This window comes from Enterobacter sp. CPE_E1241 (genome assembly GCF_045618265.1).
Lineage (GTDB): Bacteria > Pseudomonadota > Gammaproteobacteria > Enterobacterales > Enterobacteriaceae > Enterobacter > Enterobacter adelaidei.
Window position 1 is genome coordinate 3,241,827 of record NZ_JBIWYV010000001.1, and the last position, 23,609, is coordinate 3,265,435.

Consider the following 23,609-nt stretch of genomic DNA (forward strand, 5'->3'; position numbering starts at 1 on the left):
GACAGGCGGCTCAGTCGTTTTGCGCGGTCGCCATCTGTTCAGCTTTCTGCTTTTTATAGGTCAATGCCGCAGCCGGAACAGGCTGCACTTTCCCCGTTTCAATCCAGGTACGCAGTCGGCTTGCATCCGCGAAGTGGGTGTATTTGCCGAAGGCATCCATCACCACCAGCGCTACCGGTTTGCCGTTAAAAACAGTACGCATGACCAGACAGTGTCCCGCCGCATTGGTAAAACCGGTTTTCGTTAACTGGATATTCCAGTTATCCCGGTAAACCAGATGGTTAGTATTACGGAACGGCAGCGTATAGGCTGGGTTCGCAAACGTCGCCGTCTCTTCACGGGTGGTACTGAGCTGACCAATCAGCGGGTACTGTTTGCTGGCGATCAGCAGTTTTGTCAGATCGCGGGCGGTGGAGACGTTGTTAATCGACAGACCTGTCGGTTCAACATAATGCGTATTGTTCATCCCCAGCGATTTGGCTTTCGCATTCATCGCACGAATAAATGCGTCGTAGCCGCCCGGATAATGGTGGGCGAGGCTCGCCGCAGCGCGGTTTTCAGATGACATCAGCGCCAGCAGCAGCATATTTTTACGGCTGATTTCGCTGTTCAGTCGCACGCGGGAATAAATCCCTTTCATCTCCGGCGTGTGGCTAATATCCACTTTCAGTTTTTCGTCCAGCGGCAGATGTGCATCAAGCACCACCATCGCGGTCATTAATTTGGTAATGGAGGCAATCGGGCGCACCAGGTCCGGATGGCTGGCGTAAATGACCTTATTGGTGTTGAGATCAACAATCATTGCGCTGCCGGAGGCAATTTGCGGCTGGGCAGCAGCAGCAGTCACCGCGGGCGTTTTGGCGATGGCTGGCACGGCAGCGGACGCCCCCAGCAACAGTGCCAGGCTAAGTAAAGAGACTCGGAATTTCAGCATGGTGAGACTTCTGATAATTATTCACGCACGTAATGACGTACACCGCCTGTGTCGACGGTAAACACAGGCTGGCTTCGGCATCATAGCCGTCACCGCGCTTTGTCGCCAGCGGATAATCGTGAGCAGATGCTGCATTGCTGGCATTTACGCCAGCAATGCAGTGAACTTAGAAGAGACGGTATCCATAACCCCAAAGAATTACCGTCAGCGCCAGTAACGCCTCCAGCACCAGCACACCGATAGCGAGTGTTGAACTGGAGAAGCTCAGGCCCTCTTCTTTATTAATATTCAGGAAGGTTGGAACCCCCAGATACAGCAAATAACCGGTGTAAAAGAGGGCAATGGTACCGATCAGCGCGCACAACCAGACCAGTGGATAGAGCGCAACAATACCGCTTAAGAACAGCGGGGTCGCGACATATCCGGCGAAGACCATACAGTGCGCCAGCGATGGACGTTGCGGGTAGTTACGCGCCATCCAGTGAATGACACGCCCCATGACGGCAACACCCGCCAGCATCAGGCCATAAAAGATGATGGCCAGATAAAGCCCGGTAAACCATGAAAGCTGAACTACGGTGCCATCCCCGAAGTTCCAGCCGATTTGAGTTGTTCCGATAAAGGCGCATATTACCGGCACCGCGGCCATCAGCAACACATGGTGCGTGTAATGATGCGAGACGGTTTCATTCTCACTTTTGATGACGTGCATTTCACGATCGGGATGGGAGAAAAGTCCCCAGACATGGTTCATAGAGCCCCCTTGTTGTCGGTCCGTCAGCGATACTTTAAGTATAATGCAGGCTTTAGATTATTTTATGTACAGCAGGAAATTTCCGTTGATTTCCCCGCTGTTGATTCATGGGGTATATGATTAACGGAGGTATACCGAGGGAGATGACGTTTACGTAATGGATATCAACAATCTTATTGAACAATATGGATACGCCGCGCTGGTTGCTGGCAGCGTGGCAGAAGGCGAAACCATCACATTGCTCGGCGGCGTCGCCGCGCATCAGGGGTTACTGAAATTCCCGCTGGTCGTCGCCGCCGTCGCCCTGGGGGGGATGATTGGCGACCAGCTGCTCTACTTTCTGGGGCTGCGCTTTGGACCAGGGCTACTTAAGCGTTTCAAAAAGCATCAGAAGAAAATTCGACGCGCTCAGCGGCTCATTCAACGTCATCCCTATCTGTTCGTCATTGGCACACGCTTTATGTACGGCTTTCGAATTATCGGCCCGATACTGATAGGTGCCAGCCATCTGCCTCCGAAAATTTTCCTGCCGCTCAATATTCTTGGCGCGATTGCCTGGGCGCTTATCTTTACGACGCTCGGTTACGTCGGTGGCGAAGTGATTGGTCCATGGCTGCATAACCTTGACCAGCACCTGAAGCACTGGGCGTGGTTAATTCTGGTGGTTATCGCGGTGATTGCAGTACGGCTGTGGCTGAAGCATCGCGAGAAAACTCGCGATGAGGATTGATGACCCTTTTTAGCCATGATGATAGCCGCCACCCAGTGCCGACGTCAGCTGCAACGTGGCGTCGATATACTGACCTTTCAGCATCAACCCGGCGAGGTGTTCTTTGAGTGCCGGTATTCTGGCTTCACTGACCCGTGAACCCGCGATGATACCCGCACTAAAACGTGCCTGCGCCAGAGCCACAACCCGCGCCGCATCATTTTCGACCTGCTGCTGTTGGCGATTTTTCGCCATCAGGGTTTCGACTTCACTGGCTGTACGTGCCACCTGATTGACCGCCTCCACCACCGCTTTGTTGTAACTGGCGACCGAGAGATTATTTTGCGCCTGGGCGATATCAAGGTTCGCATTTAGTCTGCCGCTGTCGAAAATCGGCAGTGTCAGCCCCGCTGTCACCCCCATCTGCTGCGCTGAAGAACGGAACAGGTCGCTCAGGTGGAGCGCATCCTGCTGTAAGAATGCCATCAGATTCACATCAGGATAAAAAGCCGCTCTGGCCGCCTCCACCTCGCTCATGGAGGCTTCGATATACCAGTGTGCCTCCTGAAGATCCGGTCGACGCGCCAGCAGTTCATACCCCAGCGTTGACGGTAGCGAGGCATCGACCGTCGGCAGCGCATGCCGCGAAAGCGTCACGGAGGAGGAATTCGTTAGCGCAACCAGACGCGCCTCAACGGCTTTCATCTTCCCGTTAACTTCTGCCAGGTTCTCTTCGGTTTTGCTGGCATTGATATCCGTTTCGACCCCTTCCACAGAAGAGGTGATCCCGTGCTGATACAATTCGAGGTCTGCGCCAATAATATTGTCCTGTTCATGTTTGATCTGGTCGAGGACATCCTGCACTGCGGCCTGAGTTTGCCACTCCCAGTAGAGCCGGGCCACGCTGCTGGCCAGCAGTTGTCGGGTTTGCTCGAGCTCCGCTTTTTGCGCATTCACTCGGCCTATACGGGCTTCAACCTGCGCGCGATTTTTCCCCCACAGATCGAGATCCCAGCCCGCGGTCAGCCCAAAGGTGCCGTTGGTGTACCACGGCCCGGTAGTACCCGCCGCCGGGTCGGTAATCGCAAAGGGTCCCATAAGCCCTTCAGCAGACATTTTCTGGCGTTCTGCATCAGCTGAAAAATCAATTTGCGGACCGTCGGCAGCCATAGCGGCTTTTGCCTGAGCCTCGGCAAGCGTAATGCGCTGGCGGGCAATTTGCATATCCGGGGCGTCATTCAGCGCTTTGGCAATCAGCGAATTAAGCTCAGGATCGTTATAGTCTTTCCACCACTCATTTTTCGGCCATGCTGAAGGATGGAGTGTTGTATTAATCGACGCTGTTACTGATTGCGTATTCAGGGGAGATACCGTGGTATGTTCCGGCGCGCAGGCCGCCAGAATAAAAGCAAGGGGGAGACTCAGAGATAAAATAAGAGAACGTTTCATTACGCCACACACTCAAAAAATAAAGGCGAAAATTACGCTTAATGCTGTTTATTTTTTTAGGAATGCGTGGCAATGGGGACATTGTTATACATTTACATAATTTGAAAAATATTCACTAAATGAATTAATTATATATTCATATTTATTATTTTGATTGAATAACCCGCGCAATATCACCAGACGTTTGTAGTGTGCGGATCTCCTGAAACAGCCCCAACGCCTCGCTATATTCTTTGCGCAAATAACTCAGCCACTGTTTAATTCGCGCGACATGATATAGCCCGGTGTCACCCTGTTTTTCCAGACGACTGTATTTTTGCAGCAGCGTGACGACGTCTGCCCACGGCATTCGCGGTTCGTTATATTTTACCACCCGGCTGAGGTTAGGTACGTTAAGCGCGCCGCGGCCGATCATTACCGCATCGCAGCCTGTCTCTTTCAGACATGCCTGCGCGCTCTCGTAATCCCAGATTTCACCGTTGGCGATAACAGGAATAGTCAGCCTTTTACGGATCTCACCGATCGCCTGCCAGTTAATACGCTCGGCTTTGTAGCCATCTTCTTTGGTGCGACCATGCACCACCAGCTCCGTGGCACCGGCCTGCTGTACAGCATCGGCAATTTCAAACTGCCTGGCGTCGCTGTCCCAGCCCAGACGCACCTTTACCGTCACCGGTAAATGCGCAGGCACAGCTTCACGCATCGCCTTCGCACCGCGGTAAATGAGTTCTGGATCTTTCAGCAGTGTCGCCCCACCGCCGCTGCCGTTCACCAGCTTCGACGGACAGCCGCAGTTGAGATCCACCCCGTAAGAGCCCAGCTCAACCGCCCGGGCGGCGTTTTCCGCCAGCCATTCGGGGTACTGGCCGAGCAGCTGAATACGTACCAGCGTGCCGGAGGAGGTACGGCTCTGGTTGTGCAGCTCGGGGCAAAGTCGGTAGAAGGATTTTACTGGCAACAACATATCGACCACGCGCAGAAACTCCGTCACGCAGAGATCGTAGTCGTTCACCTCGGTCAGAAGCTCGCGCACGAGAGAGTCGAGCACGCCTTCCATTGGGGCCAGTAAAACACGCATATCAGTACCTGTGAAAAAAGACGCGCTATAGTATCTGCTCTGTATGTATGTGGAAAGCCCGACGTTCCATTCTGGAATGTCTGGTATGCTCAAAATTCATGATGTGATCCATGGCACATTTTCAGGTTTAATTGTATGATGAATGCGTTTCAGCAAGGACTTTCTCCATGAGCAAATCATTGAACATTATCTGGCAATATCTGCGTGCATTCGTCCTGATTTATGCCTGCCTGTATGCCGGGATTTTCATCGCGTCGCTGCTGCCCATCACGATCCCCGGTAGCATTATCGGTATGCTAATCCTGTTTGTTTTACTGGCGTTGCAAATTCTACCCGCTAAGTGGGTCAACCCTGGCTGCTTCATCCTTATTCGCTATATGGCGCTGCTTTTCGTGCCTATCGGCGTCGGGGTCATGCAGTATTTTGATTTGCTTAAAGCCCAGTTCGGCCCGATCGTAGTCTCCTGTGCGGTCAGTACGCTGGTGGTTTTCCTGGTCGTGAGCTGGAGCTCTCATCTGGTGCATGGCGAACGTAAAGTTGTCGGGGAGAAAACAAAAAAATGATAGCCAATATCTGGTGGTCGCTACCGTTAACGCTGGTGGTGTTCTTCGCCGCACGCAAACTTGCCGCACGTTTCAAAATGCCGCTGCTGAATCCACTGCTGGTGGCCATGGTGGTGATTATTCCATTCCTGCTTCTCACCGGCATTCCTTACGAACGCTATTTTGCCGGCAGCAAAATTTTGAATGATTTGCTACAGCCCGCCGTTGTGGCACTCGCCTTTCCTTTATATGAGCAACTTCACCAGATCCGCGCTCGCTGGAAGTCCATCATTACGATCTGCTTTGTGGGCAGTCTGGTGGCGATGATCACCGGGACGTCGGTAGCGCTGCTGATGGGAGCGTCTCCACAAATTGCAGCCTCTATCCTGCCAAAATCCGTCACCACGCCAATTGCGATGGCGGTTGGCGGTAGCCTTGGAGGGATTCCAGCCATCAGCGCCATGTGTGTGATTTTCGTTGGTATTTTGGGTGCTGTGTTTGGACATACTCTGCTCAATGGCATGCGCATTCATACCAAAGCTGCGCGGGGCCTGGCAATGGGGACAGCATCGCACGCACTGGGGACAGCACGCTGTGCAGAACTGGATTATCAGGAAGGGGCGTTTAGCTCACTGGCACTGGTCATCTGCGGGATCATCACCTCCCTGCTGGCCCCATTCATTTTCCCGCTGATTCTGGTGGTAATGGGCTAAAATTTGCGATGCGTCGCGCAAATTTCATTTTGATTTCATAAGTTGCATACATATTGAGAACTGGATCACATATAAAGCCCCATCGGCTCCGTAAACTACCGATCCATTAACCTTTATGAGGCAAACGCAATGCATCCACGTTTTCAAGCTGCTTTCGCCCAGCTTGCCGAGAATTTGCAAACCGCTCTGACCCCGATTCTGGCGGATGAGCATTTCCCCGCCCTGCTGACGGCGGAGCAGGTCACGATGCTGAAACAGGCAACGGGGCTGGACGAAGACGCGCTGGCTTTTGCTCTGCTGCCGCTGGCTGCCGCCTGTGCGCGTGCTGACCTCTCCCACTTCAACGTCGGGGCCATTGCACGCGGCATCAGCGGGACATGGTACTTCGGCGGAAATATGGAATTTCTGGGCGCCACCATGCAACAGACTGTTCACGCTGAGCAGAGCGCCATCAGCCATGCCTGGCTGCGCGGTGAAAAAGCGCTGAGCGCCATCACCGTTAACTACACGCCGTGTGGTCACTGCCGTCAGTTTATGAATGAGCTGAACAGCGGGCTGCAACTGCGCATTAACCTGCCTGGCCGCGCACCGCATACGCTGGGGGATTACCTGCCTGATGCCTTTGGCCCGAAAGATCTTGAGATCAAAACCCTGCTGATGGACGAACAGGACCACGGTTTTGCCCTGTCCGGTGATGACCTGGCCCAGGCTGCCATTCGCGCTGCCAACAAAAGCCACACGCCGTACAGCAAATCCCCGAGCGGTGTCGCGCTGCTGTGTCGGGATGGTCGTATCTTTAGCGGCAGCTATGCCGAAAACGCCGCCTTTAACCCAACGCTGCCACCGCTGCAGGGCGCACTCAACCTGCTGAGCCTGAACGGCTATGACTATCCGGATATTCAGCGCGCCATTCTGGCAGAAATTGCCGATGCGCCACTGATTCAGTGGGATGCTACCGCTGCCACGTTAAAAGCGCTGGGCTGCACAACAATCGACCGCGTACTGCTCGCGTAATCCTTCCGGCGGGCAGAAATGCCCGCCACGTTGCTGAAAAACCCCTCAGTTGAGTCGCTGTTTCTTGCGCTATCCAGGCGGGTAAAGTAGCCTGAGTTAAATTTCATCTTCGGAACGAGCCATCTGCATGTTAAAGCGCGTTTTTTACAGCCTGTCTGTCCTGGTCGGCATACTGCTGTTGATCGTGCTGGGCCTCGATCGCTGGATGAGCTGGAAAACCGCCCCCTATATCTTTGATGACCTGCAGGACCTGCCCTACCGTCAGGTGGGTGTGGTACTCGGTACGGCCAAGTATTACCGCACCGGTGTGATCAATCAGTACTACCGTTACCGAATTCAGGGCGCATTGAACGCCTATAACAGTGGCAAAGTGAACTACCTGCTGTTAAGCGGTGATAACGCCCTGCAAAGCTATAACGAACCGGTGACGATGCGTAAGGATTTGATTGCCGCGGGTGTCGACCCTGCGGATATCGTTCTCGATTACGCCGGGTTCCGCACCCTGGACTCCATCGTGCGCACGCGCAAAGTCTTCGACACCAACGACTTCATCATCATCACCCAGCGCTTCCACTGCGAGCGCGCGCTGTTTATCGCCCTGCATATGGGCATTCAGGCGCAGTGCTACGCGGTACCGTCACCAAAAGATATGCTGAGCGTGCGCGTACGCGAGTTTGGTGCCCGTTTTGGCGCGCTGGCAGACCTGTACATTTTCAAACGTGAACCGCGCTTTTTAGGCCCGCTGGTGCCGATCCCGGCGATGCATGAAGTGCCGGAAGATGCGCAGGGTTACCCGGCCGTCACGCCTGAACAACTGCTTGATATGCAGAAAAAAGAGAAAAAATAACATCACCTTTATACTTTCTTTACGCCGGGCCTGACGCTTTTTATCTCCCCTTTATGCCGCCCCCTTTAAGCTGAGTTCACTGCCGCTACGGCTTCATTGAAGAATGACTATGAACTCAATCATGAATGCGTTTTTCCTGAAAAGTCTCCGTCCGTATTTTAACTTCCCGGGCTTATCTCTCCCGACGGCGCTCAATTCAGGCCTCTGGCTGGATGAAAAAATTGAGGCGATGCAGCACAGTATCCCGATGGAGGTCACGGATTATCTGGAGCGTTATCCGCTGACAAAACATATTGATGTTTACCTGAACGATATCAATGGCATTATGCGCGGCAAGCGTCTCTCAGTGGAGAGCATGCTGACGCTGGAAAAAGGCTGCTACTTTCCTCTCTCCGTCTATTCCATGGGCCAGAAAGGCAAAATTTCCGCCCCGCTTCATGATGAACCAGACCGGCTGTGCGTCCCCGTCGCCGGTTCCCTGTGCCCTTCTGCGCAAGATCCACAGCACAACGCGCAGATCCTGCTGACGATGAAAGACAGCAACGGCCAGCCCTGCCCGTTTGAACCACGGGTGATACTGCAAAATGTCCTGGCCCGTTTTCACCAGCACGGGCTATTCCCGGTGATTGCCCCGGAAATTGAGTTCTATCTGACGGGTCGTGAAACACAGGATCCACAGAATCAGGGTTGCTTTCATATGGATACCTCGACAGCACACGCAGCGCTGTTTGACGAGCTGGAACAGCTAGCTCAACTTCAACGCATCCCTCTGACCGGGATCGTGGCAGAAGCTGAACCCGGCCAGTTCGAGTTAAACCTGAAGCATAGCCATCGTGTCGTTGAAGTATGTGATAACGTGCTGGCACTACGACGTCTGACCCGACACGTGGCTGAACAGCATGGCCTGCAGGCCAGTTTTATGGCAAAACCGTTCAGTCAGCAGTCCGGCAGCGGCCTGCATTTCCACTTCAGTCTGAACGATAGCCACGGCAAAAACGTCTTTGCCTCACCAGGGAATGAGCTTAATAGCATGATGCGTTTATGCATCGCGGGCCAGCTTGCACTGATGCCTGCCTCCATCGCCGTGATTGCTCCGGGCGTCAACGCGTTTCGCCGCCTGCGTAAAAACCTGACAGAACCCTTATTTAACTCCTGGGGTTATAACACCCGCTCCGCTGCACTGCGCATTCCCTGCTCGGATGAGAACAACTGTCGTATTGAGTACCGACTGGCCGGGGCCGATGCGAATCCATATCTGGTGGCAGCCACCATCCTGACCGGTATGCTGTACGGGCTGGAAAACATCGACGAAGAAGATTTACCAGAACCGCAGCAGGATGACCCGGTTCTGCCGCTGTTTCAGCAGGAAGCCATTGAGACATTTGCCCGCTGTCAGTATCTCACCAACAGCCTGGGCGAGGCTTTTTCCGAACAGTGGATCGCCTGCAAGCTTGCTGAACTCGACTGGTTTGAGAGCATCGTGACCAAAGAAGAGTCGAATCTGGCGTGAGGAATAAAAAAGCCCGCTCAATGAGCGGGCCGGGTGACGCAAAAAGGCATTATTTTTTACGTGCGTACTTCAGGGAATCCAGCGCAACCGCGAAGATAATGATGGCGCCTTTGATGATGTACTGCCAGTACGGGTTCACACCGATGTAGGTCAGACCGTAGTTGATCACGGTGAAGATAATCACACCGGTCACCACGCCGAGCACAGTACCCACGCCGCCGCTGAAGGAGACGCCACCCACCACACAGGCTGCGATCGCATCCAACTCATACATGAAACCGAGGTTGTTGGTTGCAGAGCCGATACGGCCCGCTTCCAGCATCCCGCCGAAGGCGTAGAACACACCAGACAGGGCATAGATGATGAGCAGGTTCAGAGCAACGTTTACGCCGGAGACTTTCGCCGCTTCCGGGTTACCACCGATAGCGAAGATGTTCTTACCGAAACGGGTTTTGTTCCACAGGATCCAGACGAAGGCCACCGCAATCAGCGCATAGAAGGTGATATACGACAGGCGGAAGCTGCCCAGCGCGATAAACCCTTGCGTAAAGGTCGAGAAGCCGCTGTCGAAACCAGAAATTGGAGACGCACCGACGAAGTCGTAGTACAGGGAGTTGATACCGTAAACGATGATCATCGTACCTAACGTGGTGATGAATGGCGTCACGTTCAGGTAAGCGATAATGATGCCGTTAATCAGACCAATCACCGCGCCAATAGCACAGACAATCAGGATCACTACGAAAATCGGCATGGTTGCCATTTCCGGGAACACCTTGTTGGCGTTTTCCATCGACTGCAACAGGGTGGCCGCAATAACCGCCGCAAGGCCAACCTGACGCCCTGCGGAAAGGTCAGTACCCTGGGTCACAATCAGCCCCGCCACGCCCAACGCGATGATAATACGCACGGAGGACTGGGTCAGAATGTTACTCAGGTTCAGCAGACTTAAGAACGTAGGGTCCTGGAAAATGATGATAGCCAGCAGGACTAAAAGAACAACGTAAATACCGCCTTCTTTCAGGTAAGTGAGAAAACTTTTTTTATTTAACGCACTCATGAGGAGCCCCTGATCTTAAAGGTGCAAAGACGCTAAACGCAAAATTTCGTTTTGCGTTGTCGTTTTGGTGTCAACAATACCGGCAACGAGACCATTGCTCATAACCAGAATACGGTCTGTGATCCCTAACAATTCCGGCATTTCGGAAGAAATAATAATGATCCCTTTATTCTTTTTCGCCAGTTCAGCAATCAGTTGATAAATTTCGAATTTCGCACCAACGTCAATACCGCGGGTCGGTTCATCCAGCATCAGAATTTCTGGCTGAGTTAATAACCAACGACCGATAATCACTTTCTGCTGGTTGCCGCCCGAAAGCGAACCAATTTGTGTGCGGTGGCCAGGTGTTTTAACACGCATAGAGTCAATTACCCATTGGGTATCGCTTTTCATGCGGGAATTATCCAGCAAACCAACTTTGTTCTTATAATTACGAATATTCGAAATTAACGAGTTAAAGTTAATATCCAGATAAGCATAAATACCGGTAGAACGACGTTCTTCCGTCACCAGCGCAAAACCATTATTAATGGCTTCGTTGGCGTTGTGGTTATTGATTTTCTTACCATGGAGCGTAATGGTGCCTTCCGCTTTCTCACGGATACCAAACAGGGTTTCCACGATATCGGTACGTTTGGCTCCGACCAGCCCTGCGATCCCCAGAATTTCGCCTTTATGCAAGTCGAAGGATACATCGCGAATGGATGGCTGACGCAGTGAAGTCAGGTTACGCACCTCAAGGATCACTTCACCCGGCTTGTTTTCTTTGTCCGGGAAGCGCTGGTTCAGCGAGCGGCCGACCATCATGGCGATGATCTTGTCCATGTCCAGCCCTTCGAGAGGCTGAGTGGCAATCCACTGACCGTCACGCAGGATGGTAATCTCATCACAGAGCTGGAAGATCTCTTCCATTTTATGGGAGATATACACAATGCCGCAGCCGCGATCTTTCAGCTTACGAATAATGGTAAAAAGGTGGTTAACCTCTTTTTCCGTTAATGACGATGTCGGTTCGTCCATGATGACGATTTTTGCATCATAGGAGAACGCTTTGGCAATTTCGATCATCTGCATTTGAGATACAGATAATGTCCCTACGCGGGCACGCGGATCAATATCAATATCCAGCTCATCGAAAATCGCTTTGGTGTCGCGGTACATTTTGTCCTGATCGACAAAGACACCTTTGGTTGGATAACGACCCAACCACATGTTATCCATCACTGAACGCTGCAGCACCAGGTTTAATTCCTGGTGAACCATCGAGATACCGTTTTCCAGTGCTTCTTTTGCTGAATGGAAATCGATCTCTTTCCCCTGAAAAAGAATACTGCCAGAATCTTTTTGATAGATCCCAAAAAGACATTTTAATAATGTTGATTTACCTGCACCGTTCTCTCCCATCAAAGCATGAATAGAGTGAGGACGAACTTTTAAATTAACATTATCGAGTGCCTTAACACCGGGAAATGACTTGTTGATACCGTTCATTTCCAACAAGTATTCACCGGACGACTGAGTAGTTGTGCTGACCATAATTATACCTTGTTGGCCTCGCATATCGCGTTATAAAAGGGCGCAACAAGTTGCGCCCAGTGAAGACAGTACTAATTACTTATTTACCGATAAACTCAGCCAGGTTGGACTGGTCTACGCCCACGTAAGGTACGCGAACGATTTTGTTTTCAATTTTCCAGTTGGTGCCATCAGCAGCGCCTTTACCGTCGGCCAGGTTTTTCGCCAGATCGAAGGTTGCTTTCGCCTGGTTGTTGGCATCGTTCAGAACGGTACCGGCCATTGCACCCGATTTAACCAGTGCCAGTGCTTCTGGCAGCGCATCCACACCGAATACAGGAATGGAAGATTTGTTGTGTGCTTTCAGCGCTTCTACTGCACCCATTGCCATCGCATCGTTGTTGGCGATAACCACTTCGATTTTGTTAGCATTCGGGCCAGACAGCCACGCGTCCATCTTATCTTTCGCCTGAGCGGTATCCCACATTGCGGTATCTAACGCCAGCTGCTGGGTTTTCAGGCCTTTATCGTTCAGCTCTTTAATAACGTAAGTGGTACGGGCTTCAGCATCCGGATGGCCTGGTTCGCCTTTCAGCAGAACGAACTGGATCTGGCCGTCTTTGTTCAGGTCCCAGTTCGGGTTCGCCGCCCAGTGTTTAGCGATCAGATCGCCCTGAATAATGCCGGACTCTTTGGAGTCAGTACCGACGTAATACGCTTTGTCATAGCTGTCCAGCGCTTTACGGGAAGGTTCTTTGTTGAAGAAAACGATTGGCACATTCTGGCCGCGCGCTTTTTCGATAACTGTGCCTGCTGCAGCCGGGTCAACCAGGTTGATTGCCAGCGCTTTCACGCCTTTAGCCAGCAGAACGTCGATCTGGTCGTTCTGTTTGGACTGGTCGTTCTGGGAGTCATTCATCAGCAGCTGAACATCTGGCGCTGCTTTCGCATCTTTCTCGATCGCTTTACGCACAACAGACATGAAGTTGTCGTCGTATTTATAGATGGTCACACCAATACGGGTATCCGCAGCGTGCGCTGCTGCACCAAAAAGCATGCTTGCCATTACAGCAGACAGGGTCAACACCTTCTTATTCATGGTATCTCCGGTTTTTTTTATGCAGGGTAGTTCTTGTGAATAACGATCGGCAGGCGGGTGTTAATAAAACGTTACTGACCGCCGAAGTTCACTTATAAAATTTCTATCTTCCGTGTTCGGTAACGCTCCAGAAATGCGTTTTATTCGTTGTTTGCGGCACATTGGCTATAGTGAAAGTGAATAATCACCGTTACATAGCGTTTCAGCCCCTAAAACGCTGACATCATAGTCAGCGCCTTGTTAAGATACTGTGAATTTACTCACAGATTGAAAACGGTTACATCAGCTCATGTAATCAGTTAGTGATCGGAACCACAATTTGCCGAGCGGCGACAGAATGACGGCGAACTAAAGTCGGCATAAAACAGTGGGTTGCCCCTTGATCCAGCAGCCCTGCCGCCCCTTGTAACGCCAGCTCAGTCGCCAGTTTCGCCATAGAGGCAATGGGGTAGCGCACCGTTGTCAGCTGCGGGTCGGTGTAACGAGCAATTGGAATATCATCAAAACCAATGAGTGATAAATGCTGTGGCACCGCAATGCCGTTATCTTTAAGTGCCGTCAGGGCACCTGCCGCCATGCTGTCGTTATAGGCAAACACCGCAGACAGCTGCAAATTACGGCCCAGTAGCTCCACCATCGCCGCTTCACCGCCCTGCATGTCCGGCGTGCCGGTTCCCACCCAGCTCTCGGATGGCGTAATGCCGTGCTCTTTCAGGGCGTTTTGCCACCCCTCGCGCCGCAGATCGTCATCTTCAATATGATGGCTGGAGGCCAGATAACCGACCCGCTGATGTCCGTTGTTGATGAGCATTTTCGTGGCCATCATGGCGCCGCTGACGTTATCCAGCCCGACGCAGCGGTGGGCATAGCCGGGGACGATGCGGTTGATCAGCACCATACCCGGGATCTGCTCCATCAATCCGGTTAGCTCTTCATCGCTCAAGGCTTTTGAATGGACAATCAAGGCGTTACAGCGCTGGCGGATCAACACTTCAATGGCATGACGTTCTTTTTCCGCCTCATGGTAGCTATTGCCGATCAGGACATATTTCTGATGCTGCTGGGCGACCATATCGACCGCTTTCACCAGTGCGCCGAAAAAGGCATCCGAAACATCCATTACCACCACGCCGATGGTGTCGCTGACCTGCGTCGCAAGCGCCTGGGCATTGGCATTTGGCCGATACCCGAGCTGGGTCACGGCTTTCATTACGGTTTCACGGGTTTCAGGGCTGACCAGCGCGCTGTTATTCAGCACGCGTGAGACGGTAGCCACAGAAACACCCGCCTGGCGGGCGACGTCACGAATGGTGATCATATTCACCATCCTTCAAAGGATTGCAGCAACTCACAGACACCCCCTGTGTTTAGCAAGGTGGCTATTCTGGCAGCGAGAGAAAGGGGACTACGTGAAGAAGCTCACACAGATGAAAACGCTTACATCCGTTTTGTTAATGATTGTGATCCAGATCGTTATCTGGATGTATTTCTTAATGATACCCCTGAAGCAAGTGCGGTTAACTGACGCCACATCCACTCCAGCGGTCCCTGGCGGAAATAACGTAGCCAGATAACAGAAAACGCCACGTTAGCCACCCAGACCGGAATAACAAACGCCAGCAGCGCCAGGCGGTCGAATTTCATAAACAGGCCAAATCGATAGAAAAGCGTGGTGCATATCAGGGTCTGCAGAATGTAATTGCTTAACGCCATGCGGCCCACGCAGGCGATGGCGCTGACGATCCACAGGCGGGAAAGCGTTGGCCAGAAACCATAGATCAGCGCCGCATAACCGATGGTCTGGAACGGTGCGCTCAGTTCGCGCGGCACCTGAAGGAGGAACGCACACCAGCGGTAATCCCAGTGTAAGTGCCACTGCGCAATCACCGCCGGGAGGTTAATCAGCACGCCGAGCAGGACCAGCCCGGTGCCCGTGCGGCGATAGTGGCGCAGGCTAAATTCGCCTTTCAGCCAGCCAGTGCGCATCAGTGACGCGCCCATCAGCATCATACCCGCCAGCTGCCAGCCATATTGCGCCCCTAGCGCAAGGAGATTATCACCCAACATATCCGCACGGTTGCTTATCGCCTCCGTGCCACCTTTCAGCTTCCAGTATTGCTCGTACTGGAGGTTAGCGGCATCCGGGATCCAGGAACGGTTTGTCGCTTCGCCAGAGATCATCCCCAGGAGTAAAAGTACCCCAAGCCCCATGACATAGAGCATCACGCCGGTGTTAAACAGGCTTTTTACGCTGCGCGCATCGCGAATCAGACGCCAGCAAATGAGCCCGACTAACCCATACGCAAGAAGAATATCGCCGTCCCAGAAGAACAGGCCGTGGATAAAGCCGAGGAGAACCAGCAGCGTCAGGCGCGACTGGATCCAGCGCGTACCGCGTTTAAGAAGCAGTTGCAGACCAGCGCCAAACAGCAGGGCAAACAGGGTGAGGAATTTAACCTGTGCAAAGAGATCGAGGATTGCCCACGTCCAGGCATCGCTGCGCGTGATGTCGCCATACCAGGCTGGGTTGAGATAAGCCGCCTTCGGCAGACCGAAGGCGCTGATATTAAGCAGCAGGATACCGAGAATGGCGACGCCGCGAACAAAATCGAGCGTGACGTTTCGCTCCATGGTCCCTGCCCTGTAAGACTTAGTTGTGGTGACGCACTGCGCGCAGGAACTCCTGGCGGGTGTTCTGGCTCGATTTAAACAGACCGCCCAGCGACGTGGTGGTGGTCGCACTGGTGGCATCACGCACGCCGCGTGCTTTCACGCAATAGTGAACCGCGTCGATAGAGACAGCTACGTTATTGGTGCCCAGCAGCGTTTGCAGCGCGGTCAGGATCTGCTGCGTCAGACGCTCCTGTACCTGTGGACGCTGAGCAAAGAATTGCACGATGCGGTTAATCTTCGACAGGCCAATCACCGTATCTTTTGGGATATACGCCACGGTTGCTTTACCGTCGATAGTCACGAAGTGGTGTTCACAGGTGCTGGTCAGCGTGATGTCACGTACCGTTACCATCTCATCCACTTTCATTTTATTTTCGATGACGGTGATTTTCGGGAAGTTGGCGTAATCCAGACCTGAGAAAATTTCGTCGACGTACATTTTTGCAATACGGTGCGGCGTCTCCATCAGGCTGTCGTCGCTCAGATCGAGATTCAGCAGCTCCATGATCTCGGTCATATGACCGGCAATCAGACGCTTGCGGGTTTCATTGTCCAATTCCTGAACGGGTGGACGCAGCGGCGTTTCAAGACCGCGCGCAACCAGGGCTTCGTGGACCAGGGCAGCTTCTTTACTGAGTGATGACATTTTGTTCTCCTGCAGGTGTGGCGTCTTTTGCCCTCGTTGTGGCAAAAGTATGCGCTCATTGTGCGTGAGGCCGCGCACATAATCCAGTATTCACGACGATAATTATTGCAATTGCTGTTGCCTTTCAGCGTGACGGTTCCAGACCAGAGCACCACCAACAAACAACGCGATACCCGCCAACCCCAGCGCAGGCTCCAGTCGATGGGTAAGCCAGGTCGATAACGCTGAGGTCATCGGACCAATCAACTGGCCAATGGCATACCCGGTGGTGAGCAGGCCGGCCATATAACGCGTGTGGTTTGGTGCCAGCTCGCGACCGTATAAAAGAGAGAGCTGCACGGCACACAAAAAGCCGCCGCCGACCAGCAGTCCCCCCGTCAGCAACCCGCCAATCCCCGGCAGCAGCCAGGCCGCCAGCACACCTGCGCCCTGCAACCACAGCACAATAGCCAGCCTGCGGTTCGCCGTTGAGGTGTGGCGTAAAAGAATGCTAAGCGCAATGCCCACCACGGCAGCGATACCAAAAATCGGCCAGACAAACTGGGCAAACAGGCTGCCAGGAAAACGCACTGCCGCCATTTGCGATAAAAAGGTTGCCGGAAGAATATAGCCAAACCCGGCCAGACTGTAGCTCCAGACCAGGCGCTTTAAATCCGCCGTCAGCACCAGCGGCTCTGGCGCGGTACTTGGTCGATGGAGCTGCCCGGATCGCGGCAGGTAGCGCGCCACCAGGGCAATCAGCACCAGCGCCAGCACGCCGTAGATTTGCCATGCTGCCCCGGCCGACAGGGATTTCGCCTGGATATAGACAGCGAGCAGCCCGCTCAGGGCAATACCCGCGCCTGGGCCGGCAAACACGGCAGCACTCAGGCCCGGTTTGCCCAACTGCCCCAGACGTTCATTTGTCCACGCCGCAATCAGCACCATAGACCAGCCGCTCATGCAGCCAATCACAAAGCGCAGCAGTCCGTGCACGATGGCGTTATCCGCCGCGGCGGAGAGCAGCGTCAACGCAACCGCACCGGTGATACCAAGCCAAAGGCGTGTTTCAACGAAGCGATGCGCACGCATTGCATCCCATGCGCCCACCAGATAGCCCAGATAATTCATCGCCGCCACCAGGCCCGCACTGGTTAGCGTGAGCTGCCCGGCGGCAATCATCAATGGTACCTGAGGTGTAAAAGCAAAACGCCCTATCCCCATCGCCACCACCAGAACGACAAACCCACTGAGCGCAATACGCAGCGCCATGACCGCTCCAATTGTTAAAAAAAAGTAAATTTATGATGCAGCATCTTGTCGCCTGACGAAAGTGAAAGTTACTCACAGGTCAATGAAAAGGCTGTATTATGGTTTTTTATGAATACGCATTCTCATTAAGGAGCCTTGCATGGAACTGCTCGAAGAGCACCGTTGTTTTGAAGGTCGACAGCAGCGCTGGCGGCACGACTCCAGCGTCCTGAACTGTGCCATGACGTTCAGCATTTTCCTGCCGCCGACGGAAAATCCGCCGGTTTTGTTCTGGCTTTCTGGCCTGACCTGCAACGACGAAAACTTCACCACTAAAGCAGGTGCACAACGCATTGCAGCTGAGCTAGGTATTGCGCTGGTGATGCCTGATACCAGCCCGCGTGGGGATGATGTGGCTGACGATGCAGGATACGACCTGGGTAAAGGTGCCGGATTCTATCTGAACGCGACTGAACAACCCTGGGCAAACCATTACCGCATGTATGATTACGTTCGTGACGAGCTGCCCGCGCTGATTCAGGCTGAGTTTGCCGTAAGCAACCGTTGCGCCATCAGCGGACATTCCATGGGTGGACACGGAGCGCTGATAATGGCGCTGAAAAACCCGGGGAAATACGTCAGTGTGTCGGCATTCGCACCAATTGTGAACCCGACTCAGGTGCCGTGGGGCCAGAAAGCCTTCGCAAATTATCTGGGTGATGATGCGAAAAAGTGGCAGGCGTGGGATAGCTGCGCACTGATGCTGGCCAGCAAGCCCGAAGACGCAATTCCAACGCTTATCGATCAGGGTGATGCCGATCAGTTCCTCGCCGGCCAGCTGCAGCCTGCGGTACTGGCAGAAGCCGCACGCCAGAAGGACTGGCCGCTGACGCTACGCATTCAGCCGGGATATGACCACAGTTATTACTTCATCGCATCCTTTATTGAGGATCATCTCCGCTTCCATGCGGAGCACTTGTTTGGGTAAGTGCGGCTGCGTGCGCTCTGATACCCTCACCCTGGCCCTCTCCCGGTGGGAGAGGGAACAAACACTAAAAACGGCAACTTACGTTGCCGTTTCGCTTTTACCCTGGCTTTATCAGAACTTATAATCCACACCGACAAAGTAGCGACGGCCATCTTCCGTGTAGCTGTAATCGTCACGGCTCAGGTCTTTATCCAGCAAGTTCTGTACACCCGCGCGCAGCTTCACGCTTTTCGTGGCCTGCCACGCCGCACCTGTATTCCAGATGACATAGCCACCCGGCGTTGGTGCACTGCTGGTCAGCGCGCGCTTCTCACCGGTGTAGTTACCCTGAACATAGAACGACCAGTCCTGGGTCGCTTTCCAGTCAACGGTTCCGTTGGCAGTGTGGAACGGCAGATCGGACAGCGGTTTGTTGCCGCCATTGCTGATGTCACGACCATCGTTATAGGTGTAGTTCAGCGTCACTTTCCAGTCTTCCGCCAGCGGGAATTTCAGCTCGGTCTCCACCCCACGGATGCGCGCCTTGTTGACGTTGTAATAACGGAAAATAGGCTCACCGTCCGCATTCAGACCAACGTAGTTAGGGTAGCTCTGCGCCTGTTTAACATTGGCTGTACGGCTGATACTGATGCGGTCATCCACATTATTCTGGAAGGTGGTGACGCTAGCCTGTACGCCCTCTAACCAGCCCTCTTCCCCGCTGTAGTAAAGACCGAATTCGAAGCTCTCGCTGGTTTCAGGTTTCAGATCCGGGTTACCGACAATCTCACAGGCACCGCGGCACGAGCCGGTGACCCAGTCCGGGCTGAGCTGCAGCAGCGACGGCGCTTTAAACGCTGTTGCCCAGCCCCCTTTCACCGTTACGGTATCGGTCGCGTTGTAGACCAGGTATGCACGCGGGCTCCAGTGGTCACCGTAGGTGTCATGGTCGTCCATACGGATGCCGGTGGTCAGCGCCAGGGGTTCAAAGAGACGCCACTCATCTTCAAGGAACAGGGCATACTGGCTTGCTGACGTACTGCTGCTGGAGCCCCCCGTCAGGTTGACCGGATCTTTCAGCTTATCGTGACGCCACTCGCCACCGAAGGTCAGTAGCTGGTTAATTTCGCCAAGAGGCAGCACATATTTCCCGTCCACCGCGTTGCTCTCGGAGGTGATCGGATTGCTGTTGCCCGGGTTTTTGTTATCCACCCTCTCGCCGTAAACCTTCAGCTCGCTGCTGCCGACCCCCCAACGACCATTGTGGCTCAGGGAGTAGTTCTGACGCTCAAGGCGGTTTTTGTCGAGGGAATCTGAGTCACGATCCTGACGGTCGAAACCGTAGCCCGCCGTAAAATCGTGATTTTCAGACGGTGTCCAGGCGAATTCCACATTGGCATCGCGGCTGGTAAAGCCCTCAATGCGCGGTGTTTCACCGCTCGCCGTGGTAGAGGATTTCTGCTGACCGTCTTTCTCACGCTTCGCGAGGCTACCGTAGGCTTTCAGGCCCAGTAGGCCGTCCACCAGCGGACCACTGGTATAGAACTGTCCGTTATACGTGTCTCCACGATCGCGATGTTCCTGAATCGTTGAATCGGCGCTCAGAGTGCCCGTCCATTTCTGCCCGATTTTTTTGGTGATAATGTTCACCACGCCGCCCAGCGCATCGGAGCCATAAAGAGAAGACATCGGTCCGCGCACCACCTCGATGCGTTCGATGGCGTCAACCGGCACCCAGTTGAGATCGAAATCATTATGACGGAATACGGCGTTGCGGGAGTTGACGCGCTTGCCGTCGATCAGGATCAACGTGTAGCTGCTGTCCAGTCCGCGAATACTTACCCCTTTACGGTTGTCCCCTTCGCTCGTGAGCTGAACGCCCGGCACCTCCCGTAATACATCTTTCAGATTCTGAACGGGTTTGCGCTGCAAATCTTCCTGGGTAATCACGCTGATGCTTGCTGGTGCGTCTTTCAGGTTTTGCTCGGTCGCGGATGCGGTTACAACCATTGTGTCGCCGGATTCCGCTGCGATACCAGGCAGGGCCAGGGACATTGCGGACGCACAAAGTCCTCCCCTGACGAAGGGATTCAACCTAAACATTCCATATCTCCATGAGGTAAATACAACTAAATCAAATCATCATTGCTCACAGCGTCTTCCATGCCGCCCACATCTGCGGTGGGTCGGTGACACGCTTATTTTTGATAACGATAAAGCAAACGATAATTATTATCAATTAAATTGTTAAGAAATATATCTTTGTTTCAACGTGCGGGAATAAAAAGCCCGCTCGAATGAGCGGGCTGAAAGAGAGGATTTGCGGTTATTTTTTAAATCGTTCCGGGAATTCCATTTCACTGTAGCGAACGAAGTGTGTTCCTTTCGTCAGTTTGTAGCCAAACCAGATTACCAGGAACAGCGGAATACCAATGTAGGTTGCCGTAACGGCGCCCCAGTCAATGGTGTCCGCCAGGAACGCTTCATAGTTCTGTCCCAGGGTAATAATCAGGCACAGAATGAAGGCGAAAATGGGACCCAGCGGGAAAAACCCTGAGCGATACGGCAGGTCGTTAATATCGTGCCCCTGCTTGACGTAACCACGGCGGAAACGGTAGTGGCTAATGGCAATCCCAAGCCAGGCGATAAAGCCCGTCATCCCTGAGGTGTTAAGCAGCCACAGATATACCGTCTGGTTGCCAAACATAGAGGTCAGGAAGCACAGACCGGCAATCACCGTTGTGGCATACAGGGCGTTACGAGGAACACCGCCACGGGACAATTTTGAGAAAATACGCGGGGCTTTACCGTCACATGCCAGGGTATAGAGCATACGAGTCGATGCGTACATACCGGAGTTACCGGCTGAAAGTACTGCAGTCAGGATTACGGCATTCATCACTGCCGCTGCAGAAAGCAGACCGGCATGCTGGAAGACCAGCGTGAACGGGCTGACGCTGATGTCTTTCACATCATTACGCAGCAGGCTCGGATCGGTATACGGAATGATCAGGCTGATAATCAGGATCGCGAACACATAGAACAGCAGGATACGCCAGAAGACCTGACGGACTGCACGCGGAATATTTTTCTCCGGGTTCTCTGATTCACCCGCAGCGATACCAATCAACTCAGTACCCTGGAAGGAGAAGCCGACGATCATTGCCACGCCGATCATAGCCGAGAACCCACCGGCAAACGGTGCATCGCCTATCGTCCAGTTACTCCACCCGGCCGGTTCTGCGCCTTTGAAAATACCAACGATCATCGCCACACCGACGACGATAAAGATGATGACGGTTGCCACTTTGATCAAAGAGAACCAGTATTCCGCTTCGCCAAAACCACGAACAGAGATGTAGTTCAGCAGGAAGATGACGGCCAGGAACAGAGCACTCCAGATCCAGCCCGGCGTATCCGGGAACCACCAGTTCATCACCAGCTGTGCAGCAACCAGGTCAACGGCAATCGTAACGGCCCAGTTGTACCAATAGTTCCAGCCCAGCGCGAAGCCAAAGCCTTCTTCAACGTATTGTTGACCATAGGTCGAAAACGAACCGGATACCGGCATGTACGCGGCCAGTTCGCCCAGACTGGTCATCAGGAAGTAAACCATCAGGCCAATCAGGATATAAGAGAAAAGTGCCCCACCCGGGCCTGCTGCCGAAATTGTTGCGCCAGACGCAACGAAAAGACCTGTACCGATGGAACCGCCGATAGCGATCATCGTCAGGTGACGCGCCTTCAGTTCACGACGTAGCGTGGGCGCTTCTGTGGTTTTAATTTCTGAAACCATGTGAAAATGCTGTCCATTTAATAAATGAGGCGCGATTGTAGCAGACGATCCGCGTTCCTTCCGGCAGAAATAGGCAGTTATAAGAGAGCTTCATGACTCGGCCAGGATTATAAGCAAAGCAGAAATCGGGTCTTTCCCCTATCTCCATTGGGGTGAGGGGACGATTACATCTCGCAGTAGCGCAGAAAACGCTGCAAAGAGCTGGAAAGATGCTTCTGCCGATGATGGATACACCAGAGCGTGCGCACCAGTTTCGGCAGTGGAACGGGGACTTCGACCAGCGAGCCCGTCTCAAGCTGCTCGGCAATGACCCGCCGGGAAAGGCAGCTAATACCTAAACCATGACGTACTGCATGTTTAATCGCCTCGGAGTTCCCCAGCTCCATCCCTAACTGGAAATGCGGCAGATGGGAAAGCAGCAGATAATCGACAATTTCACGCGTGCCAGAGCCCTGTTCACGCAGTATCCACTGCGCCTGTGCCAGTCTTTCCAGCGTGACTTCGCCCTGTAGCAAAGGCGAGGCCGGAGAAGCGAACACCACCAGTTCATCTTCCAGCCAGGGTTCAGCAATGATATCGACGTTGTGGCAGGGTCCTTCGATAAGACCGATATCCACACGAAAATCGATCACTGCGTTGATGACATCCTGGCTATTGCCAACACTCATCTCCAGCGGCAGGGTCGGAAAATCCCGGCGGTAGCGGGCAATCACTTCCGGAAGGATGTAGTTCCCAATCGTACTACTGGCAAACACGCGGATCGCACCGTTGTCTTCACGGAACAGCTGTTCGATTTCGGTAGCCTGTTCAAGCAATGCCAAAGCACGCGGGTAGAGCAGACGACCATGTTCGTTGACGACTAAGCGCTTCCCTACCCTGTCGAAAAGCTGAACGCCTAGCTGTCCTTCGAGATCGGTCAACGCCGCGCTGACCGCAGATTGAGAGAGAGCCAGCATCTGCGAGGCCTGCGTCGTCGACCCACTCTTCAGCACTTCGGCGAAAACTTCCAGCTGACGCAATGTAATGTGCATGGTTGCTTACCACTTATATAGATTAATTATAAGTATATAATC

The 23,609-nt window shown here is 53.3% G+C and carries 21 protein-coding genes; 7 read left to right on the top strand and 14 right to left on the bottom strand.

What is annotated here, in order from left to right; translation table 11 throughout:
• Positions 1-10: 10 nt before the first annotated feature.
• Together pbpG and ACJ9Y9_RS15910 are read right to left on the bottom strand one after the other, a co-directional pair.
• Positions 11-934: a D-alanyl-D-alanine endopeptidase gene (gene pbpG / locus ACJ9Y9_RS15905; protein ID WP_028016319.1), complete on the bottom strand. Its 924-nt coding sequence runs from the start codon at positions 932-934 to the stop codon at positions 11-13.
• A 166-nt stretch (positions 935-1,100) separates the two neighbouring features.
• Positions 1,101-1,688, bottom strand: coding sequence for a Yip1 family protein (locus ACJ9Y9_RS15910; protein ID WP_008500904.1), 588 nt, complete (start codon positions 1,686-1,688; stop codon positions 1,101-1,103).
• Positions 1,689-1,845: 157 nt separating this feature from the next.
• On the opposite strand from ACJ9Y9_RS15910, the gene ACJ9Y9_RS15915 reads away from it, so the two are divergent.
• Positions 1,846-2,418 (top strand): DedA family protein, encoded by a 573-nt coding sequence (locus tag ACJ9Y9_RS15915; RefSeq protein WP_028016318.1) that lies wholly within the window; start codon positions 1,846-1,848, stop codon positions 2,416-2,418.
• A 9-nt stretch (positions 2,419-2,427) separates the two neighbouring features.
• On the opposite strand, the gene mdtQ is transcribed toward ACJ9Y9_RS15915, so the two are convergent.
• Together mdtQ and dusC are read right to left on the bottom strand one after the other, a co-directional pair.
• Complete coding sequence (mdtQ, locus tag ACJ9Y9_RS15920; protein WP_028016317.1) at positions 2,428-3,846, bottom strand: multidrug resistance outer membrane protein MdtQ; 1,419 nt, start codon at positions 3,844-3,846, stop codon at positions 2,428-2,430.
• Positions 3,847-3,991: 145 nt separating this feature from the next.
• On the bottom strand, positions 3,992-4,924 hold the full coding sequence (dusC, locus tag ACJ9Y9_RS15925; RefSeq protein WP_028016316.1) for a tRNA dihydrouridine(16) synthase DusC: 933 nt from the start codon (positions 4,922-4,924) through the stop codon (positions 3,992-3,994).
• A gap of 167 nt (positions 4,925-5,091) precedes the next feature.
• On the opposite strand from dusC, the gene ACJ9Y9_RS15930 reads away from it, so the two are divergent.
• The 5 genes from ACJ9Y9_RS15930 (at position 5,092) to ACJ9Y9_RS15950 (ending at position 9,550) form a co-directional block, all read left to right on the top strand.
• Entirely contained in the window at positions 5,092-5,487 is a 396-nt protein-coding gene (locus ACJ9Y9_RS15930; RefSeq protein ID WP_028016315.1) for a CidA/LrgA family protein, read from the top strand.
• The gene (locus ACJ9Y9_RS15935; protein ID WP_028016314.1) at positions 5,484-6,179 is read left to right on the top strand and encodes a CidB/LrgB family autolysis modulator; all 696 of its coding nucleotides are present in this window, start codon (positions 5,484-5,486) and stop codon (positions 6,177-6,179) included. Before ACJ9Y9_RS15930 ends, ACJ9Y9_RS15935 begins: the two co-directional genes overlap by 4 nt.
• A 129-nt stretch (positions 6,180-6,308) precedes the next feature.
• On the top strand, positions 6,309-7,193 hold the full coding sequence (gene cdd, locus ACJ9Y9_RS15940) for a cytidine deaminase (RefSeq protein WP_028016313.1): 885 nt from the start codon (positions 6,309-6,311) through the stop codon (positions 7,191-7,193).
• 127 nt (positions 7,194-7,320) lie between these two features.
• Positions 7,321-8,040 (top strand): outer membrane permeability protein SanA, encoded by a 720-nt coding sequence (sanA, locus tag ACJ9Y9_RS15945; RefSeq protein ID WP_014884561.1) that lies wholly within the window; start codon positions 7,321-7,323, stop codon positions 8,038-8,040.
• Positions 8,041-8,161: 121 nt separating this feature from the next.
• Positions 8,162-9,550, top strand: a complete 1,389-nt coding sequence (locus ACJ9Y9_RS15950) for a glutamine synthetase family protein (RefSeq protein ID WP_028016312.1) — start codon at positions 8,162-8,164, stop codon at positions 9,548-9,550.
• Positions 9,551-9,599: 49 nt separating this feature from the next.
• Here ACJ9Y9_RS15950 and mglC read toward each other — a convergent pair whose 3' ends face one another.
• From mglC to ACJ9Y9_RS15985, 7 genes are all read right to left on the bottom strand, one after another.
• Positions 9,600-10,610 carry a galactose/methyl galactoside ABC transporter permease MglC gene (mglC, locus tag ACJ9Y9_RS15955; protein ID WP_008500921.1) on the bottom strand — a complete coding sequence of 337 codons (1,011 nt, stop codon included), beginning with the start codon at positions 10,608-10,610 and terminating at the stop codon, positions 9,600-9,602.
• A 15-nt stretch (positions 10,611-10,625) separates the two neighbouring features.
• Positions 10,626-12,146 carry a galactose/methyl galactoside ABC transporter ATP-binding protein MglA gene (gene mglA, locus ACJ9Y9_RS15960; RefSeq protein ID WP_028016311.1) on the bottom strand — a complete coding sequence of 507 codons (1,521 nt, stop codon included), beginning with the start codon at positions 12,144-12,146 and terminating at the stop codon, positions 10,626-10,628.
• 79 nt (positions 12,147-12,225) lie between these two features.
• On the bottom strand, positions 12,226-13,224 hold the full coding sequence (gene mglB / locus ACJ9Y9_RS15965) for a galactose/glucose ABC transporter substrate-binding protein MglB (protein ID WP_024908164.1): 999 nt from the start codon (positions 13,222-13,224) through the stop codon (positions 12,226-12,228).
• Positions 13,225-13,519: 295 nt separating this feature from the next.
• Positions 13,520-14,542 (bottom strand): HTH-type transcriptional regulator GalS, encoded by a 1,023-nt coding sequence (gene galS / locus ACJ9Y9_RS15970; RefSeq protein ID WP_028016310.1) that lies wholly within the window; start codon positions 14,540-14,542, stop codon positions 13,520-13,522.
• A 155-nt stretch (positions 14,543-14,697) separates the two neighbouring features.
• On the bottom strand, positions 14,698-15,855 hold the full coding sequence (gene yeiB, locus ACJ9Y9_RS15975) for a DUF418 domain-containing protein YeiB (protein WP_028016309.1): 1,158 nt from the start codon (positions 15,853-15,855) through the stop codon (positions 14,698-14,700).
• A 19-nt stretch (positions 15,856-15,874) separates the two neighbouring features.
• The gene (gene folE / locus ACJ9Y9_RS15980; protein ID WP_028016308.1) at positions 15,875-16,543 is read right to left on the bottom strand and encodes a GTP cyclohydrolase I FolE; all 669 of its coding nucleotides are present in this window, start codon (positions 16,541-16,543) and stop codon (positions 15,875-15,877) included.
• Positions 16,544-16,645: 102 nt separating this feature from the next.
• Positions 16,646-17,794, bottom strand: coding sequence for a YbfB/YjiJ family MFS transporter (locus tag ACJ9Y9_RS15985; protein WP_028016307.1), 1,149 nt, complete (start codon positions 17,792-17,794; stop codon positions 16,646-16,648).
• A 139-nt stretch (positions 17,795-17,933) separates the two neighbouring features.
• Here ACJ9Y9_RS15985 and fghA point away from each other — a divergent pair, with 139 nt between their 5' ends.
• The gene (gene fghA, locus ACJ9Y9_RS15990; protein WP_028016306.1) at positions 17,934-18,761 is read left to right on the top strand and encodes an S-formylglutathione hydrolase; all 828 of its coding nucleotides are present in this window, start codon (positions 17,934-17,936) and stop codon (positions 18,759-18,761) included.
• A gap of 111 nt (positions 18,762-18,872) precedes the next feature.
• Here fghA and cirA read toward each other — a convergent pair whose 3' ends face one another.
• The 3 genes from cirA to yieE all read right to left on the bottom strand — a co-directional run bounded on the left by cirA (position 18,873) and on the right by yieE (position 23,567).
• A complete protein-coding gene (cirA, locus tag ACJ9Y9_RS15995) occupies positions 18,873-20,843 on the bottom strand; it encodes a catecholate siderophore receptor CirA (protein ID WP_028016305.1) in 1,971 nt (656 codons plus the stop codon).
• A 223-nt stretch (positions 20,844-21,066) separates the two neighbouring features.
• A complete protein-coding gene (locus ACJ9Y9_RS16000) occupies positions 21,067-22,536 on the bottom strand; it encodes an amino acid permease (RefSeq protein ID WP_028016304.1) in 1,470 nt (489 codons plus the stop codon).
• Between the two features lie 164 nt (positions 22,537-22,700).
• Positions 22,701-23,567: a DNA-binding transcriptional regulator YeiE gene (gene yieE, locus ACJ9Y9_RS16005; protein ID WP_028016303.1), complete on the bottom strand. Its 867-nt coding sequence runs from the start codon at positions 23,565-23,567 to the stop codon at positions 22,701-22,703.
• Positions 23,568-23,609 lie beyond the last annotated feature (42 nt).

Coding starts and splice junctions, on each gene's coding strand:
- ACJ9Y9_RS15950 (WP_028016312.1), top strand. CDS start 8,162: ATGAATGCGTTTTTCCTGAAAAGTCTCCGTCCGTATTTTAACTTCCCG.
- ACJ9Y9_RS15985 (WP_028016307.1), bottom strand. CDS start 17,794: ATGGCGCTGCGTATTGCGCTCAGTGGGTTTGTCGTTCTGGTGGTGGCG.
- dusC (WP_028016316.1), bottom strand. CDS start 4,924: ATGCGTGTTTTACTGGCCCCAATGGAAGGCGTGCTCGACTCTCTCGTG.
- fghA (WP_028016306.1), top strand. CDS start 17,934: ATGGAACTGCTCGAAGAGCACCGTTGTTTTGAAGGTCGACAGCAGCGC.
- sanA (WP_014884561.1), top strand. CDS start 7,321: ATGTTAAAGCGCGTTTTTTACAGCCTGTCTGTCCTGGTCGGCATACTG.
- mglA (WP_028016311.1), bottom strand. CDS start 12,146: ATGGTCAGCACAACTACTCAGTCGTCCGGTGAATACTTGTTGGAAATG.
- pbpG (WP_028016319.1), bottom strand. CDS start 934: ATGCTGAAATTCCGAGTCTCTTTACTTAGCCTGGCACTGTTGCTGGGG.
- ACJ9Y9_RS16000 (WP_028016304.1), bottom strand. CDS start 22,536: ATGGTTTCAGAAATTAAAACCACAGAAGCGCCCACGCTACGTCGTGAA.
- folE (WP_028016308.1), bottom strand. CDS start 16,543: ATGTCATCACTCAGTAAAGAAGCTGCCCTGGTCCACGAAGCCCTGGTT.
- mglB (WP_024908164.1), bottom strand. CDS start 13,224: ATGAATAAGAAGGTGTTGACCCTGTCTGCTGTAATGGCAAGCATGCTT.
- mglC (WP_008500921.1), bottom strand. CDS start 10,610: ATGAGTGCGTTAAATAAAAAAAGTTTTCTCACTTACCTGAAAGAAGGC.
- ACJ9Y9_RS15915 (WP_028016318.1), top strand. CDS start 1,846: ATGGATATCAACAATCTTATTGAACAATATGGATACGCCGCGCTGGTT.
- ACJ9Y9_RS15935 (WP_028016314.1), top strand. CDS start 5,484: ATGATAGCCAATATCTGGTGGTCGCTACCGTTAACGCTGGTGGTGTTC.
- galS (WP_028016310.1), bottom strand. CDS start 14,542: ATGATCACCATTCGTGACGTCGCCCGCCAGGCGGGTGTTTCTGTGGCT.
- mdtQ (WP_028016317.1), bottom strand. CDS start 3,846: ATGAAACGTTCTCTTATTTTATCTCTGAGTCTCCCCCTTGCTTTTATT.
- ACJ9Y9_RS15930 (WP_028016315.1), top strand. CDS start 5,092: ATGAGCAAATCATTGAACATTATCTGGCAATATCTGCGTGCATTCGTC.
- yeiB (WP_028016309.1), bottom strand. CDS start 15,855: ATGGAGCGAAACGTCACGCTCGATTTTGTTCGCGGCGTCGCCATTCTC.
- ACJ9Y9_RS15910 (WP_008500904.1), bottom strand. CDS start 1,688: ATGAACCATGTCTGGGGACTTTTCTCCCATCCCGATCGTGAAATGCAC.
- yieE (WP_028016303.1), bottom strand. CDS start 23,567: ATGCACATTACATTGCGTCAGCTGGAAGTTTTCGCCGAAGTGCTGAAG.
- cdd (WP_028016313.1), top strand. CDS start 6,309: ATGCATCCACGTTTTCAAGCTGCTTTCGCCCAGCTTGCCGAGAATTTG.
- cirA (WP_028016305.1), bottom strand. CDS start 20,843: ATGTTTAGGTTGAATCCCTTCGTCAGGGGAGGACTTTGTGCGTCCGCA.